12 protein-coding genes are annotated in these 17,665 nt (G+C 34.3%); all 12 read right to left on the bottom strand.

What is annotated here, in order from left to right; genetic code table 11:
- Positions 1-20: 20 nt before the first annotated feature.
- The 12 genes from I6G50_RS08925 to I6G50_RS08870 all read right to left on the bottom strand — a co-directional run bounded on the left by I6G50_RS08925 (position 21) and on the right by I6G50_RS08870 (position 17,450).
- Positions 21-302, bottom strand: coding sequence for a hypothetical protein (locus I6G50_RS08925; protein ID WP_003135983.1), 282 nt, complete (start codon positions 300-302; stop codon positions 21-23).
- The gene (locus I6G50_RS08920; protein WP_003135982.1) at positions 299-670 is read right to left on the bottom strand and encodes a septum formation initiator family protein; all 372 of its coding nucleotides are present in this window, start codon (positions 668-670) and stop codon (positions 299-301) included. The genes I6G50_RS08925 and I6G50_RS08920 overlap by 4 nt, the downstream gene beginning before the upstream one ends.
- Positions 671-699: 29 nt before the next feature.
- Complete coding sequence (locus I6G50_RS08915) at positions 700-972, bottom strand: RNA-binding S4 domain-containing protein (protein ID WP_003135981.1); 273 nt, start codon at positions 970-972, stop codon at positions 700-702.
- 121 nt (positions 973-1,093) lie between these two features.
- A complete protein-coding gene (gene mfd, locus I6G50_RS08910) occupies positions 1,094-4,579 on the bottom strand; it encodes a transcription-repair coupling factor (RefSeq protein WP_197908626.1) in 3,486 nt (1,161 codons plus the stop codon).
- Positions 4,576-5,148 carry an aminoacyl-tRNA hydrolase gene (pth, locus tag I6G50_RS08905; RefSeq protein ID WP_197908625.1) on the bottom strand — a complete coding sequence of 191 codons (573 nt, stop codon included), beginning with the start codon at positions 5,146-5,148 and terminating at the stop codon, positions 4,576-4,578. The genes mfd and pth overlap by 4 nt, the downstream gene beginning before the upstream one ends.
- A gap of 109 nt (positions 5,149-5,257) precedes the next feature.
- The gene (ychF, locus tag I6G50_RS08900) at positions 5,258-6,373 is read right to left on the bottom strand and encodes a redox-regulated ATPase YchF (RefSeq protein ID WP_003133569.1); all 1,116 of its coding nucleotides are present in this window, start codon (positions 6,371-6,373) and stop codon (positions 5,258-5,260) included.
- A 239-nt stretch (positions 6,374-6,612) separates the two neighbouring features.
- On the bottom strand, positions 6,613-6,816 hold the full coding sequence (locus I6G50_RS08895; RefSeq protein ID WP_003135976.1) for a DUF951 domain-containing protein: 204 nt from the start codon (positions 6,814-6,816) through the stop codon (positions 6,613-6,615).
- A gap of 1 nt (position 6,817) precedes the next feature.
- Positions 6,818-10,381 carry a helicase-exonuclease AddAB subunit AddA gene (gene addA / locus I6G50_RS08890; protein WP_197908624.1) on the bottom strand — a complete coding sequence of 1,188 codons (3,564 nt, stop codon included), beginning with the start codon at positions 10,379-10,381 and terminating at the stop codon, positions 6,818-6,820.
- The gene (gene rexB, locus I6G50_RS08885) at positions 10,374-13,694 is read right to left on the bottom strand and encodes an ATP-dependent nuclease subunit B (protein ID WP_197908623.1); all 3,321 of its coding nucleotides are present in this window, start codon (positions 13,692-13,694) and stop codon (positions 10,374-10,376) included. Before rexB ends, addA begins: the two co-directional genes overlap by 8 nt.
- 43 nt (positions 13,695-13,737) lie before the next feature.
- Complete coding sequence (dnaN, locus tag I6G50_RS08880) at positions 13,738-14,880, bottom strand: DNA polymerase III subunit beta (RefSeq protein WP_197908622.1); 1,143 nt, start codon at positions 14,878-14,880, stop codon at positions 13,738-13,740.
- A 166-nt stretch (positions 14,881-15,046) separates the two neighbouring features.
- Positions 15,047-16,405: a chromosomal replication initiator protein DnaA gene (gene dnaA, locus I6G50_RS08875; protein ID WP_003135972.1), complete on the bottom strand. Its 1,359-nt coding sequence runs from the start codon at positions 16,403-16,405 to the stop codon at positions 15,047-15,049.
- Positions 16,406-16,661: 256 nt separating this feature from the next.
- Complete coding sequence (locus tag I6G50_RS08870) at positions 16,662-17,450, bottom strand: ParB/RepB/Spo0J family partition protein (protein WP_197908620.1); 789 nt, start codon at positions 17,448-17,450, stop codon at positions 16,662-16,664.
- Positions 17,451-17,665 lie beyond the last annotated feature (215 nt).

Raw genomic sequence — 17,665 nt, 5'->3', positions numbered from 1 at the left:
TAAACTACTCTCTTTTGTAGTCATAGTCTTCTGAGGTCTCCATTTTTTATTTTTAACTGTTCAAGCTGCTCCGCACTTTCTTCTAAAAAGTGACCGAAAGTTTCTTTAAAATCTCTTTCGACAAATTTTAGTTCGTATTTCCCATCTTCATGTACTTTTAAAACTTCTATACCGATAAGGTCACCGGACTTAAATTTGCCATGTTTTTTTGGTAAATTTGACCAGCGAAGCAGTCCAGTTTTTGCATCAGAAAAAAGGACAAAAAGCCCAAATTTACTGATTGATTTTACTTTTCCAATCAAGGCTCTATCCCACCGTTAACAAGTTCTGGAATACTAAATACTTTTTCATTTGATTGTGAATCATCCAATTTTGCTCTGGCATATTTAGCCAAGAAAGTGGGATCCTTAAGTTTACTTATATCTGAACTTTTCAAGGCTAAATCACGATCTAAAGATGCATTCTTTTGAGCAGCTTGCGCTTCCATCTCAACTTGCTTTTGCAAATTTTGGTAAGACTGAACCACACTGATTGTTGCTAAGCTAAACAGCAACATTGCACCAACCAAAATAACACCTAAATGTTTCCGCTTAGGTAAATTGTGTTGTGTTTCTTCCATTCTTTTAGTCTTATTATAATCATTTTTCAAATGAATAATTTGTTTTTCCATTTTTCCTCCGAAAAAGTTATATATAAAAATTAAAGTTCAGTCTCAGCTGTAATCCTTGTTTCATTAAGAATTTTATACATTTTTTCTGCATCTTCTTTACGCGTAAATTCTTTAAGCTCTGAAACTTGGACCTCAACAATCTTATTTCCAAAACGAATTTCGATAATATCGTCAAATTTAACATCACTTGAAGATTTTGCTATTTTCCCATTGATTTTAATACGACCTTTATCCGCAACCTCTTTGGCCACAGGACGGCGTTTTATCAGACGAGAAACTTTTAAAAATTTATCTAATCTCATAGTGGTTATTATAACACACTTCAAGTCTTTTGAAAAATCAAGTGAAAAATTCTGTATAGCTCTAAAGGCTATCAATGAAAGAACTTACTTACAAAAAAAGAATAATGTTTCATATGAAACATTATTCTTTTTCGTGTTTATCTCTAAGCTCAGATAATTTTTCTGTAAACTTCATTATTTCACTTAGAAGGACCACATCTGTGCGTTTTTCAATCTTAAATCGAAAAGTCATTCTACCTAATTTTTCGCCGACACTAGCTTTCAAGGTTGTTTCTGACAAGGCTTCAAAATACTCTTGGGGGTCATACATCGTATTAGCAGATTTGGCCATACTCAATACAACTTCAAATTTGGTCTTCTCAATTTTTTCAACCAAGGCATTGTCCGCAAACGTTTTTAATAAACCGACTTCTAAAAGATAAGCAACCTCATCTGGATATTCGCCAAATCGGTCCATCAATTCATCTTGAAGTTCTTCATAATTTTGACGATTATCAACCTGACGAATACGTTTGTAAATTTCAATTTTTTGACGCTCATCTCCAATGTAATAACTAGGAATAAAGGCATCTAGTCCTAGTAATATCTCGGAATTCGTCTTCGTTTTAGCCTTCTCTCCACCCATACGTTTATGGACTGCTTCCTCAAGCAACTGTGAGTAAAGTTCAAATCCGACAGAATCAATGAAGCCAGATTGCTCAGCCCCAAGTAAATTACCTGCCCCACGTATAGATAGATCTCGCATAGCTATTTTAAAGCCAGATCCTAACTCAGTAAACCCTTTAATGGCTTCTAAACGTTTTTCAGAAACTTCCGACAATATTTTCTCTGGTTTATACATAAAGTAAGCATAAGCTACACGGTTACTTCGCCCAACGCGGCCGCGCAATTGATACAGTTGAGAAAGACCCATCATATCCGCATTCTCAATAAATAGAGTATTGGCATTAGGAATATCCACCCCTGTTTCAATAATGGTTGTAGCCACTAAAACATCATAGTCTCCATTAATAAATTCCATCAAGGTATTTTCTAATTGGATTTCAGTCATCTGCCCATGAATATAACCGATCCTTGCTTCAGGAATAAGTTCTTCAAGCTGTGAAACTTTTTGCTCAATACTGTCTACTCTATTATGAATATAGTAAACTTGCCCACCACGTGAAATTTCTCGCAAAACAGCATCACGAACTACACCATAGTTTGTTTCTAGCACATAGGTTTGGACGGGGTAGCGGTTAGTTGGAGGTGTCTCAATAACGGATAAATCCCGGATACCTAACATGGACATATGCAGTGTTCTTGGGATCGGTGTTGCAGTTAGAGTCAATACGTCAACCTGCGTTTTTAACTCTTTCAGTCGTTCCTTATGTTTTACACCGAAACGTTGTTCCTCATCAATAACCATTAATCCTAAATCAAGAAATTCAACATCTTTTGACAAAAGACGATGAGTACCAATAATCAGGTCAATGCGTCCTTTTTTTAGCTTATCTAATATTTCAGTCTGTTGTGCCTTTGTTTGAAAACGACTCAAGACAGCAATGTTTACACCAAAGTTTACAAAACGTTCCATGAAGTTATTGTAATGTTGTTCAGCTAAAACTGTAGTTGGCACTAGAATAGCAACCTGTTTACTATCATTTATAGCTTTGAAAGCTGCACGCATAGCTACTTCCGTTTTACCAAAACCAACATCACCCACTAAAAGACGATCCATTGGTCGCTCAAGTTCCATATCTTTCTTAATTTCATTGATTGAGCGGATCTGATCAAGAGTTTCTGGGTAAGCAAAACCATTATCAAATTCTTCTTGATTAGTATCATCAGGTGAGAATGCGTGTCCTTTTAAAGCCTGTCTTGCAGAATAAAGTTTAATCAAGTCCTCAGAAATATCTTCAACTTGCTTGTTAACTGAAGCCATTGTTCTACGCCAACGGCCATCATTAAGTTTATTGATCTTAGGAGATTTTCCTTCAGCAGCAGAATATTTGCTTAACAGATTCAAATGATCTACTGGGACAGAAATAGTATCGCCATTTTGATATTGAATTGTCAGATAATCTCGGTGCATGCCCGAAACTTCAATCGTTTGGATACCTAGATATTTACCAATACCATGGTTTTTATGTACAACATAATCACCAATCTCTAGCTCATTATAATCTTTTAAACGCTCAGCATTGGTAATATTTAAACGACGTGTTTTTTTCTTTCGTGCTTTCCCAAATATTTCTGATTCGGTAATAACAACTAACTTTTCATCAATAAAATTAAAGCCATTTGCCAAGTTCAAATCAAGTAGATTTACTTTTCCTTTTTGTATTTCTTCAGCCGAAACTATTTGGAAATCGAATTCTAGCTTTTGTAACTCTGTTCTTAATTTTTCAGAAGCCACTGCTAAGATAACTGTAAAACCTTGTTTTACAAACCTGTCAACTTCAGTGTAAAAGAGTTCCATTTGCCCAAAAAACTGTTGCATTGTATGTTGATTGAAATTATACAATGAATCAAATTTTATATTCCCTAAACCTTTTTGGAAATTAGAGAAAAAGCTGGCTGGCTTATGGGTACGAATTTTAGAAATTACATCTAGAAGATAAGATTGACCTTCAAATGAACGGCCCATACTCTTTTCAGAAACAATAAAATCTGCAAGCTCCTGCTCTGTCTTATTGTTTGCTTCATTAATTTTTTGAAAATCATCAATAAAGAACTGAATGTTTTTAGGAAAATAATTTAAAAGAGAAGAGGGTTTTTCATAGAAATATTCTGCAAATTTACGCAAATCTTTATGGTAATAATGATTTTCTGCAGCAGCAATAACTTCTTCAAAATAAGATTTTGCAGTAGCATCTGTTATATTTTCGAGATTTTTGGCCATGGATTTGACGCCTTGATCAAACTCCCAAGGCATCAATATAAAATCACTGGCGGGATAAATCTCAACCTGTTCCATATTTTCAAGAGAACGTTGACTTTCACTATCAAAGGCTCGAATGGAATCTACTTCATCCCCAAAAAATTCTAAACGTAAAGGTTGAGCAACATCTAGAGGATAAATATCGACAATATCTCCACGTTGTGAAAATTCACCTGGAACCATCACACGTTGTGTTTTTTCATAACCGGCATTCGATAGCATCTCTACGAGGTTAGTCATATCAAACTCATCACCTTGAGTGAGGAGAAGATAGTTCTCTTGAAAATTATCCGGATGTGGTAATAAAGAGCGCAAAGCCATAAATGGAACGACCAAAAACCCTGTTTGATGTGTATCGAGCAGGAAATTTAGAGCTTCTAGACGATAGGCTGTACGATCTTTACTGGCTATAGCAAATTCCGCATACACATTATCATCTGAAAAAAATTGATAAACATTTTTCTCATCTAACAGATTAGACAGTTCATCATATAGTTCATTTGCATGAAACTGATTATCAGTGATAATCACATATTTATCAGGATTATTGTCATAGGCATTCGCCATGGCCATGGCCTTAGCTGTTCCTGAAAGTCCTGTTAAGAGAGTACGTTCTGACTTAGCAAAACTTCTCTGCCATGATTGTAGATCATGGTTCTGGTCAAAAAATTCGTTTATTTTCATTGTCCGTTAAATTTATTCATTGCTTTAGCAAAATCACTTGATTCTACATAATACTTCACTGCATCCACTGCTTTACTTATACCTGTTTGTGCAATTTCTGAATTTTCCTTGTCAAATTTTGATAAAACATGTGCGACTACCGTCTTGCCATTCTCCGGACGTCCGATGCCGATTTTTACGCGGTTAAATTGTTCTGTTCCTAAATGCGTAATTGTTGATTTAATTCCTCTTTGTCCACCTGAGGAACCTTTTGAACGCAAACGTACTCGTCCAACAGCAGAATCCATATCATCAACAATCACGGTTAAATCTGAAGGATCCATATTGTAATAAGTTAACAGAGGTTGGATAGCTCGTCCTGACTCATTCATAAACGTTTGAGGCTTTACAAGAAAAATCTTCTCACCGTTCACAAAAGTTGAAGCGACCTCTGCCATGAAAGTTTTTTCCATACTAAAATTTACACCATACTCGTGTGCAAGTAAATCTAGGGCCATAAAACCCATGTTATGTTTTGTTTTTTCATATTTATCCCCTGGGTTACCAAGGCCTACAATCATTTTTGTCATCTTTTCTCCTGTTTCCAAAAAATAGCAAAAGGCTGATTTTTACAAATCAGCTCTTTTTAGTTAATGCAAACGTTTTTTGCTTGTAATTTTAAATACTGTGACAAAGTTTTTAAACATTAAAGCGGAATTCCATGATGTCTCCATCTTGTCCAACATATTCTTTACCTTCTTCGCGTAAGCGACCTGCCTCTTTTACAGCTTTTTCACTGCCGTATTTCATCAAATCATCGTAAGACATTGTTACAGCACGAATAAACCCTTTTTCAAAGTCACTATGAATAACGCCCGCTAGCTGAGGAGCTTTCATGCCACGTTTAAAGGTCCACGCACGCACTTCTTTTTCACCCGCTGTAAAGTAAGTGGCAAGACCAAGTAGGTGGTAAGCAGCTTTAGTTAATTTATCTACACCTGATTCTTCTAAACCGAGGGCTTCTAAAAATTCTGCTTTATCTTCATCATCCAGTTCAGCGATTTCTTCCTCGGCACGAGCTGAAATAACGACAACCTCAGCATTTTCCGTTGCTGCAAACTCACGAATTTGTTTCACATATTCAATATCATCGGGAGCACTTACTTCATCTTCACCAACATTTGCAACATATAAGACTGGTTTAGTCGTCAACAAGAAAAGTTGCTTAACAACTTTTTGTTCTTCTTCATCAAACTCTACAGTACGCGCAGATTTACCATCTTCCAAAACGGGTTTAATTTTTGATAAAACATTAAATTCTGCCACAGCGTCTTTATCTTTAACTGTACGGGCTACTTTTTCAACACGCGCATAACGTTTATTTACAGACTCTAAATCTGCAAGAATTAACTCCAAGTTAATTGTTTCAATATCCGCTAAAGGGTCAACAAAAGAATCTTCACGATTATTTTCACGCATAACATTTTCATCATCAAATGCACGAACGACGTGTACAATCGCATCAACTTCACGAATATTTGCTAAAAATTTATTCCCCAGACCTTCTCCTTTAGAAGCTCCTTTGACAATACCGGCAATATCTGTAAATTCAAAAGTTGTGGGTACAGTTTTTTTAGGTTTAATTAATTCTGTAATTTTAGTCAAGCGTTCATCTGGAACTTCAACCATACCTACGTTAGGTTCTATTGTTGCGAAAGGATAATTTGCTGCTTCCGCTCCAGCTTTTGTAATTGCATTAAAAAGAGTAGATTTTCCGACATTGGGAAGGCCGACGATACCTGCTGTTAAAGCCATATTTATACATTTCTCCGTAAAATTTTATAGTCACCCAATTATACCTTAAATCATTAAAAAAGACAAAAAAGCAAATGCTCTCTTTTTCTTTCCATCAAACTTATATATTTAGGATATCAAATATTTTTTAGACATAATTATTCTCATAACACTTCTGTAGAAAGGTGAATTATGCCAATCATTCAAAATGCACTCCAGCTTCAGAATTCTCTCTATAATTAAGTAAAAAAAAGTGCTGACTACTTTGTCAGCACTTTTTTTATTTTTTTATTAAAGTCATTACGGTTCATCATCACAATATGATCACAATTTGTACAACGTATTTTTATGTCTGCTCCCATACGGACAATTTCCCAGCTGTTGGCCTTCTTACCTGTTGATTTAATTATACATGCATGAGGTTTTTTCATCTCAACAACTGACCCTAAATCATAGTTTATCATCCTAAATCCTTTCTATAATAACCCTTTCTGGCCCCCCTAATAAAATTAAATACTTTTCAATTTGGTTGACACCATAAGCTTTTCTCAATGCCTCTGCATAGAGCTCCATTTGCACTTCATAAGTGCTTTTTATTTCAGCAATTTGACTCAAACTACGGAAGCGATCTGTCTTATAGTCAAACAGAACAATTTTATCTTCAAATCTGATAAACCCATCACATATCCCACGTACAATATACTGTTCCTGAGCTATTTCATCAGTCCTTAGCATTGAAAAAGGTGCCTCTTTAGTGGTTTTATCAACATTATCCATCAATAATTTACCAAAATCGGTATCAAACAGAGTCAATATTTTTGGTAAATCAATTTTGTTCTTTAATTCCTCACTAAGATTCATCTGATCCAGAGTTTGTTGGAAATCTAATAAATTAGGGTGAGAAAAATCTGAAAGTTGCATAAAGCTATGTATAGCTGAACCAATCTCTGCGGCAGTAATTTTTGGTTTGGCAAAATCAAATAATTCTAATTTTTTAACACGTACATGTTCACTGGAAGGTAAAACATTACCCAATTCTAATTGTTTTTCATAGCTTCTTTTTTTGACTTGACTAGGAGTCTGGATGCTAGACAACTCTGTAGCAGCAACTTTAGGATACTGATAATTCATGATTCGACGTGCCTCTTTGACATCATCCAAGTTATCCATTATTTTATCAAATTTTTTCGATTCATCTGCTAATTTTTTGAAATCCAGATGTGCTGTAAACTTTTTATCAATATCTTGTAAATCAGCAAAATTACTTAGTTTTACCTCCATAGGCAATGAATGAGCAGTATGAAGAGCTAAAAGCCAATGTTGGTATCCCGTTGCTGCCTGTCGATATTTATCGGGAAGGATACCATTTTCTAGTTTGATACTCGCATATTTTTCTAACTCTTTTTTCTTAACTTTACCCACCATGTAAAGTTTTTTCTTAGCACGCGTAAAGGCTACATAAAGGACACGCATTTCTTCAGATAAAGTAGCATTACGTTTTAAATCTTTATTGACAATATAGGGAAGAGTATCCATTTTGACCAAGGCATAAGGAAAGTCTGTCTCAACAGCTGCTTCATTTTTCAAATCTGCCGTGTATTTCATCCCTAAACCATTTTCCCGCGTAAGTATCACAGACTCTCTCAAATCTTTCTGATTGAATTTGGTTTGTAAATTCATTAAGAAAACAACATCAAACTCTAAACCTTTTGACTTGTGAAAAGTCATCACTCTCACAGCATTTTGAGGGAGTTTGATATTTACAGAGGCAAGATCATTATTTTGCTCCATAAATTTATCAATCATTTTTATGAATTTAAATAATCCCTTATAGCCAGAACTTTCATAAGATTCAGCGCGGATGGATAGGGCTTGGAGATTGGCTTGTCGCATTTCTCCATTAGGAAGAGCCCCTACATAATCCATGTAATATGTTTCTGTATAAATTTTCCAGAGCAATTCATGTATAGAAATTTCGTTTACAAGTTTACGCCATGCTGTAAACTTGTCTAAGAATGAAGAAATTTTATCTTTAAGTTGGGGAGTGATTAATTCACCATCTGTTATTTGTAATTTTTTCCAAAAGCGTGTATCAGAACCTGCACTTAGACTAATCCTTGTCAGCTCATCTTCTGTAAATCTAAACATTGGTGAGCGCAAGGTGGCTACAAGTGAAATATCATAGAGAGGATTATCAATAGCACGTAAAACATCCAAAATTAAAATTACTTCAAGTGATTTTAAAAAGTCAACGCGCCCTTCATCGAGTACAACTGGAATATCATAAGCTTTAAGAATATCTTCTATTTTATTATTTTGAGATTTTGATCGCACTAGTAAGGCAATATCTTTATACTCTAAATTTTCATCTGAGGTTATTAAATCTTTGATTTTTTGGGCAACAATTTTAATTTCACCATCACTAATTTGCTCCGTATCATCTTCAGATGAATCTTCCTCATACAGAAGAAGTTCAGGGTAAAAATTGGCGTCAGCATGTTCAGGATAATCTACAATATTTCCTTGAACCAACTCCTCCTCTTTACCATACACCATCTCACCAATATCTTCATTCATCAAATGTTTAAATACTTCATTCGTAAAATCTAAGACCTCCCCACGAGATCGAAAATTTTCTTTCAAACGAATAAGTTGGTTGGGATTGTTCTCTTGGGCGTAATAATGATATTTTTTAAGAAAAAGACGAGGGTCAGCTAGACGGAAGCCGTAGATAGATTGCTTTATATCACCGACCATAAAAAGATTATTTGTTCCATCACCATTTTTACTAAGTAAACGTAACATCGCTTCTTGAACATGGCTTGTATCTTGATATTCATCAATCATTATTTCACTATATTTCTCACGATAGGCTTTTGAAATATCTGAATTTTCTTCTAGTATTTGAATCGCAAAGTGAGCAATATCCGAATATTCAAAAGCATTTTCCGAACGTTTTCTCTCAAGGTAAATTTTATAAAAATAAAGAACAAATTTTTGAAGATTTTCAGCCATAATTTTTGCTTCAGGCTGATATTTTTCAATCGTCGGTAAATGTTTAACTTTTTCAAGAAAATCACGGACTAAACCCGGATCTGTCTTAGTTCCTATTACTGTTTTGAATATTTCTGCTAAAATTTCATCTTTTTTAAGCGACCAACGCGAAAAATCAAGAGATCGAAAGAGCTCCGTAAACTGTCCATAATCTTGCTTATCCAAACTCTCAAATAAATATTCTTGATTATCAAGGACAATCTGTGCTTTCTCTAATGTTTTAGCTGTTAAATTTTTCTCATCGATGGACCTTTGCAAAGCTAGAATAAAATCTTCCATTTTATATCTAATATTATTTGCAAAGTTATCTGGTAAATCTGCAAACTTTTGATATAAATCAAACCCTTTGAGGAAGTCATTTTCTAACCACTTTTCTGGATTTTCTGTGGCTGATGCAAAGCTGTATATAGTGTAAACTACATTTTGAAAACCTTTGATATTTCTATCTTTGGAGAAATTTTTGACTAGCTTTTCAAAAGATATTTTATCTATTTTAGCTGCGGTATCAATAACATCGTTCTCAGAAAAATACTGTTCTACAAGATCTTCAAATACTTCTTGTTTTATAAGATCACTTTCTGTCTGATCAGCTAAGATTCGAAAATTAGGATCTACATCTACACGATTAAAGTGCGTACGTAATAGCTTTTGTGTAAAGCTGTCCATTGTTCCAACATCTGCATTGGGCAAATTTTGTAGTGCAAGTTTTATTCGTTGATTTTCAAGTGTATCCTGAGACAGTTGACTTGCTTGTTTCAAATCTTTTTCCAAGCGCATGCGCAGTTCTGCTGCAGCTTTTTTGGTGAAGGTAGAAATAAATAAGCTTTCAATATCAATACCATTTTTTATCTTTTCAACGATACGATTAGCCATGACAAAGGTTTTTCCTGAACCCGCACTGGCAGAGACTAATATATTATGTCCTTGGCTATGTATTGCTTCTTCCTGTTCTGGTGTCAATTTCACATCAGTCATTTGCTTCCCCTCCCTTCAATTCTTCAAGAATTTCTTTGCGATCTTTCTTACCTATTTCACGTGCGTCACTCATATGTCTATTGGCTTCAAAGCGACAAATTGATTTCAAGGGACAGTATCTGCAACCATGCACATTTCCAGACTTATCAATACCTTCTTTAGTCATGACTGGATTGATAGCTATCTCTCCCTCACGAATTCGCTGACCTGCGTGAACATAATGTTCTTCATTAAGTTTTATTAAACTTTCAAACTCTTCCTGATTATAGACGTTATTTCGATTAATATTTACAAAATCAATGTCCTTGCTTACTTTATCCTTATATTCCTCTAAAATAAGGCCTTCATATCGCATATTTTTAGCAATTAAAGCAGAAATTTCACCCAAATAATCAACATCCGAAAGGTTAATTGCCTCATTTTTTAGATGTAAATATAAAGCTCCCCACAGTTTTTGATCTGCATTCATCTGTTTTAAAACATCGAGGTATGTTAGAAACTGTAAATTCGTGCCATCATAAGCTGAAGATAAATCAAACTTGTGCTGACTCGATTTATAATCAATGGCACCAATACTGTCTTCAAAAAATTGATCAATACGGTCAATACGACCTCGTAGATTAATTTGGTCTATATTAAAACTACCCAGCTCGCTTTGAGGAAAGCCAAAAGCACTTTCCGTGGCTAAAGTTTTAATTTGATTATTTTCTAAACCTTTTTTCAAAATGACAGAAGTTTGTTTTACAATTTCGCCGAGATTTGCCCATGTAAATTGCGAAGTAGCATCTTGAGTGAAATATCGTTCATACTCACTGTCAACTTCGTGTAAAATACTTTCTAACTGTAAGTCGAAGTTTTCACTGTTCAAGTTCGGTCTTACTAAAAGCTTTTCAAAGACTTCATGAAAGAAGTTTCCAACAACTTTCGAATTCAAATCAATATTTTCAAAACTTTCTAGACCTAAAGTTTTTTCTAAAAAATATTGATATTCACAATTATAAAAACGTTCAAAACTACTTACTGAAGCATAAATTTCGTCACTGTAAACTTCTTTTACAGTTTCTGGTGCTAAAGGAACGGGGGTAATGTCTTGATCCAGATTAAGAATAAGCTTTTGAAACTCTTGATTTTCTTTCGTAAGTATTCTAAATAAACTAGACCAAAAGGCACGCTTGTCATTTTCGGTTTCAGTATCCGTTTGAGCAAGTATATGTTCTATTTTACCTATATTTGAAATTAAGGAACGCTTGTTACCGATATGCTCAACAGTTTCTGCTAGGTTAACAGAAGATACTTCACGTTTAATACTTTCTCCTGCTTTGGTGTGATTTATAAAAAGCTGAAGTAGTGGTGAGATATCATCCTGTATGTTGGCATAAATTTGTGGAGTAGAAAGAACTAATTTTTCGGTTGCAGCATTCATTAAAGATAAACTTGTAAATGTGTTTTTACTGTAATTTGTGACGTTCATCTGTTCAATAAAACGAAAATCCTCATGCGATACATTTTCATTAATAGCTGCCCGTTCCTCATCTGACAATAAACTAGAATTTTTCTTTACTTTAGGAAAGTTAGCCAAAGTTAAACCAATAGCATAGATATATTTATTAGTTCTCGCCTCAACAAGTTCATAATCTTTAATATTTACCACATCAACATTTGCTGGTATCTGACGGTATTTAGCATTCTTTAATCCAGCTAAAATTAAATCTAAAAATTCTAAAACCTTCATCTTTTGATCAGCAAAAATAGCTTGAAACTCTCTCAAATTAGATAAAAGCAGTTTCCAAACTTGTTCATATTTATCAGCCAAGACATGATTATTTTCATAATCTGCTTGATTATAGAGTAGATTAATATTTTCTAAAATATTTCCATCCTGGATAAATTGTTGAAAGGCTTCAATCCAAGCACTTCCCGTTTTTTCTGTGCTTCCTTTCAAAAATATTTGTAAGGCGGATTTTTCACCAAGGATTTCTTCTCTTAATTTTTCAATTTGTTCTAACTCTAAAAATTCACTTTCATCAAAAGAAGTGGCAAAACTTTTTCTGCCTCGTATTTTATATTTATTGACATAATATTCAAAGTAGTCAAGTGAGTCTTGATTAAAGTTTACACTGGTGTAAACTTTACTTTTAAGCAAGTTAACGACATCATTGGTTCGATAATTATTCTTTTTAATTGCGTAAAGACTTTCTAAAAGAATAATTAAGGGATGTTGACTCATTGACTCTTCTTGAGCATAAAAGAAAGGTATGTCATACAAGTCAAAAGTTTCTTGAACAGGGATAGCATATGCACTAACATCCCCTACTAAAACAGTAAACTCTTTAAATGATGCACCTCTTACTATTTTCTGACGAATATCTTTAGCAACAGCTTCGATTTCAGCGATTTGATTTTCTGCTTCCCAGATTTCAAAATGTTCTCTGTCTTGATTCCTAAATTCAATAGTCTCTTTTTCACGAAGAAAATTCGTTTCTATCTCAATCAAATTAGTTATCTTTTGATAAACCGTAGGCGCAATTGTCTCTCGAACAGATTTTACTTTAGCTGAAAATTTATTTCGGAAACGCTCAATCATTTCTAAAGCGTCCCTGTAAACGGAAAGAGAAAAATCTGTCAACTTGTAATCTGTTTCTGTGGCATAAGTGCCAATTATTACTTCGGAAGCTTGCTGTTGAAGAATACCAATGAAGTTTTCTTCCTGCGCCGTAAAACGAGTATAACCATCAATAATAAAGACCGCATCGCGAAATCCCGAGGTAAATTTACCCTCTATTATATTTTGAATAAAAGCTTGAAATTCTGAAAAATTGGCATAAGAAGCATTCAGTTCTTCTTCAAAGCGCTCCAAAATCGAAGACAATTCTTCATTTTTAGGGCTAACAGGTAAATCAGAAAAAGTTAAATTTGCCGTGAGTAGTTCTGCACGCAAATTTACCAGCATTTCTAGAAAAGCTGACGAATTTTGTAAATTATGGTAAAGGGGAAGTTCTTCTTTAGAAAAAGACTTTAAAACTTTCCGGAAAAGCATACTTAGTCCTGACTGACTGAGCTCAATTTTTTCCTCGCTAGCTCCATCTTTGCGGTCAAAATAGTATGGAAGCTGTTTAAAACGCGTCACATACAAATCAAAAACTGCTGTATCTTTCCCTGAATTAATTCGCTCTAAGATATCTTTTTCTTTTTCAAAAGACATTGAAGAAGGAACAATATAATATACTTTTTTTCCTGTTTTTAGAGCAGTTTTAGCTCGTTCAAGAAGGAAGGCTGTTAAATCCTGTGTGATTTCAGTATAAATGATTTCCATAAAAAAATAGACCTCACTTTCGTTAAGTCTATTCTAACATTTTTTAGTTTGTTCTAACAGGTGTGATAAGTTGGACAAAACTATCTGTATCATTTTTAGGAAGAAGAGTGAAAGGACGAACATTTGAAATAAATCGAATACGAACTTCAGCTTCCTTGATTACACGAAGCGCATCAATCAAATATTGAGGGTTAAAACTGATAGCTAAATCTTCACCAGTTTTTTCAATAGTTGTCAACTCTTCATGTACACTACCAACTTCAGGAGAGTTAGCAGTAGTTATGACTGAATCTCCTGATACTGTAAGTTTAACTGTACCATTTGCAGTTGCATTAGATAAAAGACGTGCACGTTCCATCGTACGACGTAAAGCTGCAACATCAAAAACCAAATTCAAGCTATAATCCTCTTCATTTGGAATCAATCGATTTGTATCAGGATAAGTGCCTTCAATTAAACGACTATAGTAGCTCACGCGCTCATTGCGAAAGAGAATTTGATTATTGGCAAGCAAGATGTCAAGATCTTCTTCATCGTTGGTAAATACATTTTTAAAACTTTGAATTGATTTACTTGGTAATACTACATCAAAATCAGAACCTTCATTTTCCAGAACAAGAAGACGTTGGCTCATGCGATGTGAGTCTGTCGCAACTGCTTTAAGATTCTTCTTGTCAGATAAAATCAAATGAACACCCGTAAAAATAGGACGACTTTCTTGTGTACTTACAGCAAATACAGTTTCTGTAAAAATTTCTTTCAGGAAGCCAACGTTAATTTTAAGTGGATTTTCTTGAGAAACTTCTTGAATACGAGGATATATTTCTGCGTCTTGGCCTTTTAAAGTAATTTCTGATTTACCAGAAGTCAAAAGGACTTGTTTTTGTTCTAATTCTTCAAATTCTAAAGTAAGTTCAGGCATCTGACTAACAACACTTTCGAAGAAAGATGCTTCTAGTAGAATACTACCTGTATCCGAAATATTCATACCAGCATCTTTATCATTTGCTGGTAAAAAGTTTTCAATAGAAATTTGACCATTTGATCCAGTTAGAGTAATTCCTTCAGTTGTAACAGTAATTTTTAATTTAGTTAAAGCAGGAATAGTCACTTTAGAACCAATTGCTTGTTTTGTAATTTTTAGTGCATTTTGAAAAGCTACTTTATTAATTGAAAATTTTATCATGAGTGTCCTTTTCTTTATTATTTATTTATATAAATATATTAGTAATAGTAGTAGGTCCTGTGAGTATGGGGATAAGCTCCAAAACATGAATTTTTACTAAGTTTTCCACTGTGCATAAGTAGAGGATAAGTCTAGGAAAAACCACCTAAGTTTTCCACAGGCTTTTTTATTGGAAGAGACGCTTAATAGCATCAATGTCCTTTTGAACATCAATATCATTCTTCATTTTCTCAGTAATTTGTTTATGAGCATACATGACTGTCGTATGGTCACGCCCGCCAAACTCATTTCCAATTGCTGGAAGGCTAAGAGCTAAGAGTTCCCGAATTAAATACATAGCAATTTGCCTCGGAAATGCAATTTCCTTAGGGCGTTTAGGCCCCACCAAATCCGCCGTTGATACATGGTAGTATTTGGCAACTTCATCTTGAATTTTTTTGACTGTCAGATTAGATAACGGCTGTTGCGTGTTACTCTTCAAAGAACGTAATGCTTCACTTGCAGTGTCAATATTAACAATAGTTTGATTATTTGTTTTTGCAACAAACTCTACTCGATTCAAAGCACCTTCAAGCTCTCGAACGTTGGAGTCAATCTGACCAGCAATATAGCTAAGCGTTTCTTGAGGAAACTCGAGATTACTGCTTTCCGATTTAGTTTGTAAAATAGCCATACGCGTTTCGTAATCTGGCGCAGTAATATCAGTAGTCAAGCCCCAAGAGAAGCGAGTAACTAAACGTTCTTCAAGTTTATTTAATTCCTGTGGGATGCGGTCTGAAGTCAACACGATTTGCGCTCCACGGTCATGAAGCGTATTAAAAGTATTGAAAAACTCGTTTTGCGTTCCCTCTTTGTCACTAAAGAACTGTACATCGTCAAGGAGAAGTATATCTAGATTGCGATATGTTTCTTCAAACTTTGCCATTTGCCCTTTACGTGTTGCATTAACATAATCATTGACAAAAGTTTCGGCAGATACATATTTGACTTTAGAATGAGGATTATCCTTGAGGATTTCATTGCCAATAGCATGCATCAAATGTGTCTTGCCAAGTCCTGACCCGCCATAGATAAAGAGCGGATTATAGACATCACCAGGTTTATCAGCAACAGCAAAAGCCGCAGCTTTTGCCCATTTGTTACCTTCACCTTGAATATAATTATCAAAGATGTACTTTGGATTTAACCTTGTGAATTCAGGAGTTGCAAGCGCGGGAGCCTCGTCAAGACCATCGAATTCATGCATTTCTTCTTCAAGCTTTTCTGAAACTTCTTCTTCTGAAAGTAAATTGAAACGAATTGGACGATCAAATACTTCAAACCCAGCCGTGCTAATCAAGCCTTCCTGACTACGCCAAAAATCCTTATGAAATTTTGCTCCTACAATAATGGTGGCAATATCATTTTCGATTTCTAACAATTGAGCGGGCTCAATAAAAAAATCATAAGACTGCGGTTTGATATTTTTTTTCGCTAATTCTTTTACTCTCGTCCAAAATTCTTTTTTTTCTTTTTGGAGAGTCATATTTTTCCTCTAACTATATTAAATTAAGTAGAACCTATTATATCATGTTGATAACTATTTATCCACCGTTGTTGAAAAAATATTTGAGTTTTCCACAGAAGTGGATAACTATTACCGAAATTGTGGATAATGTGTATATCTAAAAAGTTTTCCACAGGAACGAAAAGGTATATCAAAGGGTGTGAGGCTTTTTCCACAGATATGAAAAAGATAAATTTTGTGCATAAATCTTGGGATAAAAAAATCCACAGCAATGCTACTGTGAACTTTTTGTTAATATTTCTATGACTTCTTCCAATTTTTCTAAGTTATCAAATTGTAGTTCAATTTTTCCTTGTTGTTTACTTTGATTAAAGGAAATTTTGTTACTGATACCAAGATTTTTTGTAATTTCTTTTTCCTTTTTTTCTATATAAATGCTTTTTTTACTTCCATTTTTTTTATCATTGTTTTTTTTATAAATAATATTCTCAAGTTGTCGAACATTCAATTTATCGGCTACTGTTCTGTTAGCTAAAGTAATCTGCTTTTCTTCATTTTCCTCAGCAAGAAGGGTTCTGGCATGAGCTAAAGTTAATTTTTTATCTTCTAATAGTAGAAGAACAGGGCGGGGGAGTTTTAAGATTCTAAGGAGATTTGAAATATAGGAACGAGATTTCCCCAAATGTCTAGCTACTTCTTCATGTGTCATCGAGCTTTTTTCAATAATTTTTTTAACGCTCTCAGCTTCATCCAAAGGATCCATATTATCTCTTTGAAGATTCTCTAAAATAGAGAGGACCATCATATCATCATCTGAATATGAACGAATAATTGCAGGTACTTTATCTAATTTTGCTAATTTTGCTGCACGCAATCGTCGCTCTCCTGCAAGTAACTCATAACCTAGTAGATTACTTTTACGTACTATTAGAGGTTGAAGTATACCACTTGCTTCTATAGACTTAGCTAGCTCATTCAACTTATCTTGGTTGAAATTTTTACGAGGCTGATATGGGTTTTTACTTATTTCCTCTATTTTTAACTGATAAATTTTTTCATCCATGTGCTAATAATATCATAAAATAGAAAAAACGAGAATTAAATCAAATAAATTATACAAGACAAACCCGACAACGGCGGGGTTTTCCGAACGTAGGCGAAAAAAAAGGTAAAAATTCACAGTTTATTCTTGACAGCTGGGAGGTAGTTTGATAGAATATAATAGTTGTCGCGAGAGAGCACATCTCTTGAGAGAGCGATAGACCTTTGAAAACTGAA

The sequence above is a fragment of the Lactococcus garvieae genome (assembly GCF_016027715.1).
Taxonomy (GTDB): Bacteria; Bacillota; Bacilli; order Lactobacillales; family Streptococcaceae; genus Lactococcus; species Lactococcus garvieae_A.
This window is presented reverse-complemented; position numbering and strand designations above follow the sequence as displayed.

Excerpts from the sequence above, each read along its gene's own strand:
- I6G50_RS08920 (WP_003135982.1), bottom strand. The coding sequence starts at position 670 with ATGGAAAAACAAATTATTCATTTGAAAAATGATTATAATAAGACTAAA.
- I6G50_RS08915 (WP_003135981.1), bottom strand. The coding sequence starts at position 972 with ATGAGATTAGATAAATTTTTAAAAGTTTCTCGTCTGATAAAACGCCGT.
- mfd (WP_197908626.1), bottom strand. The coding sequence starts at position 4,579 with ATGAAAATAAACGAATTTTTTGACCAGAACCATGATCTACAATCATGG.
- pth (WP_197908625.1), bottom strand. The coding sequence starts at position 5,148 with ATGACAAAAATGATTGTAGGCCTTGGTAACCCAGGGGATAAATATGAA.
- ychF (WP_003133569.1), bottom strand. The coding sequence starts at position 6,373 with ATGGCTTTAACAGCAGGTATCGTCGGCCTTCCCAATGTCGGAAAATCT.
- I6G50_RS08895 (WP_003135976.1), bottom strand. The coding sequence starts at position 6,816 with ATGATAAACTATGATTTAGGGTCAGTTGTTGAGATGAAAAAACCTCAT.
- addA (WP_197908624.1), bottom strand. The coding sequence starts at position 10,381 with ATGACTGATGTGAAATTGACACCAGAACAGGAAGAAGCAATACATAGC.
- rexB (WP_197908623.1), bottom strand. The coding sequence starts at position 13,694 with ATGGAAATCATTTATACTGAAATCACACAGGATTTAACAGCCTTCCTT.
- dnaN (WP_197908622.1), bottom strand. The coding sequence starts at position 14,880 with ATGATAAAATTTTCAATTAATAAAGTAGCTTTTCAAAATGCACTAAAA.
- dnaA (WP_003135972.1), bottom strand. The coding sequence starts at position 16,405 with ATGACTCTCCAAAAAGAAAAAAAAGAATTTTGGACGAGAGTAAAAGAA.
- I6G50_RS08870 (WP_197908620.1), bottom strand. The coding sequence starts at position 17,450 with ATGGATGAAAAAATTTATCAGTTAAAAATAGAGGAAATAAGTAAAAAC.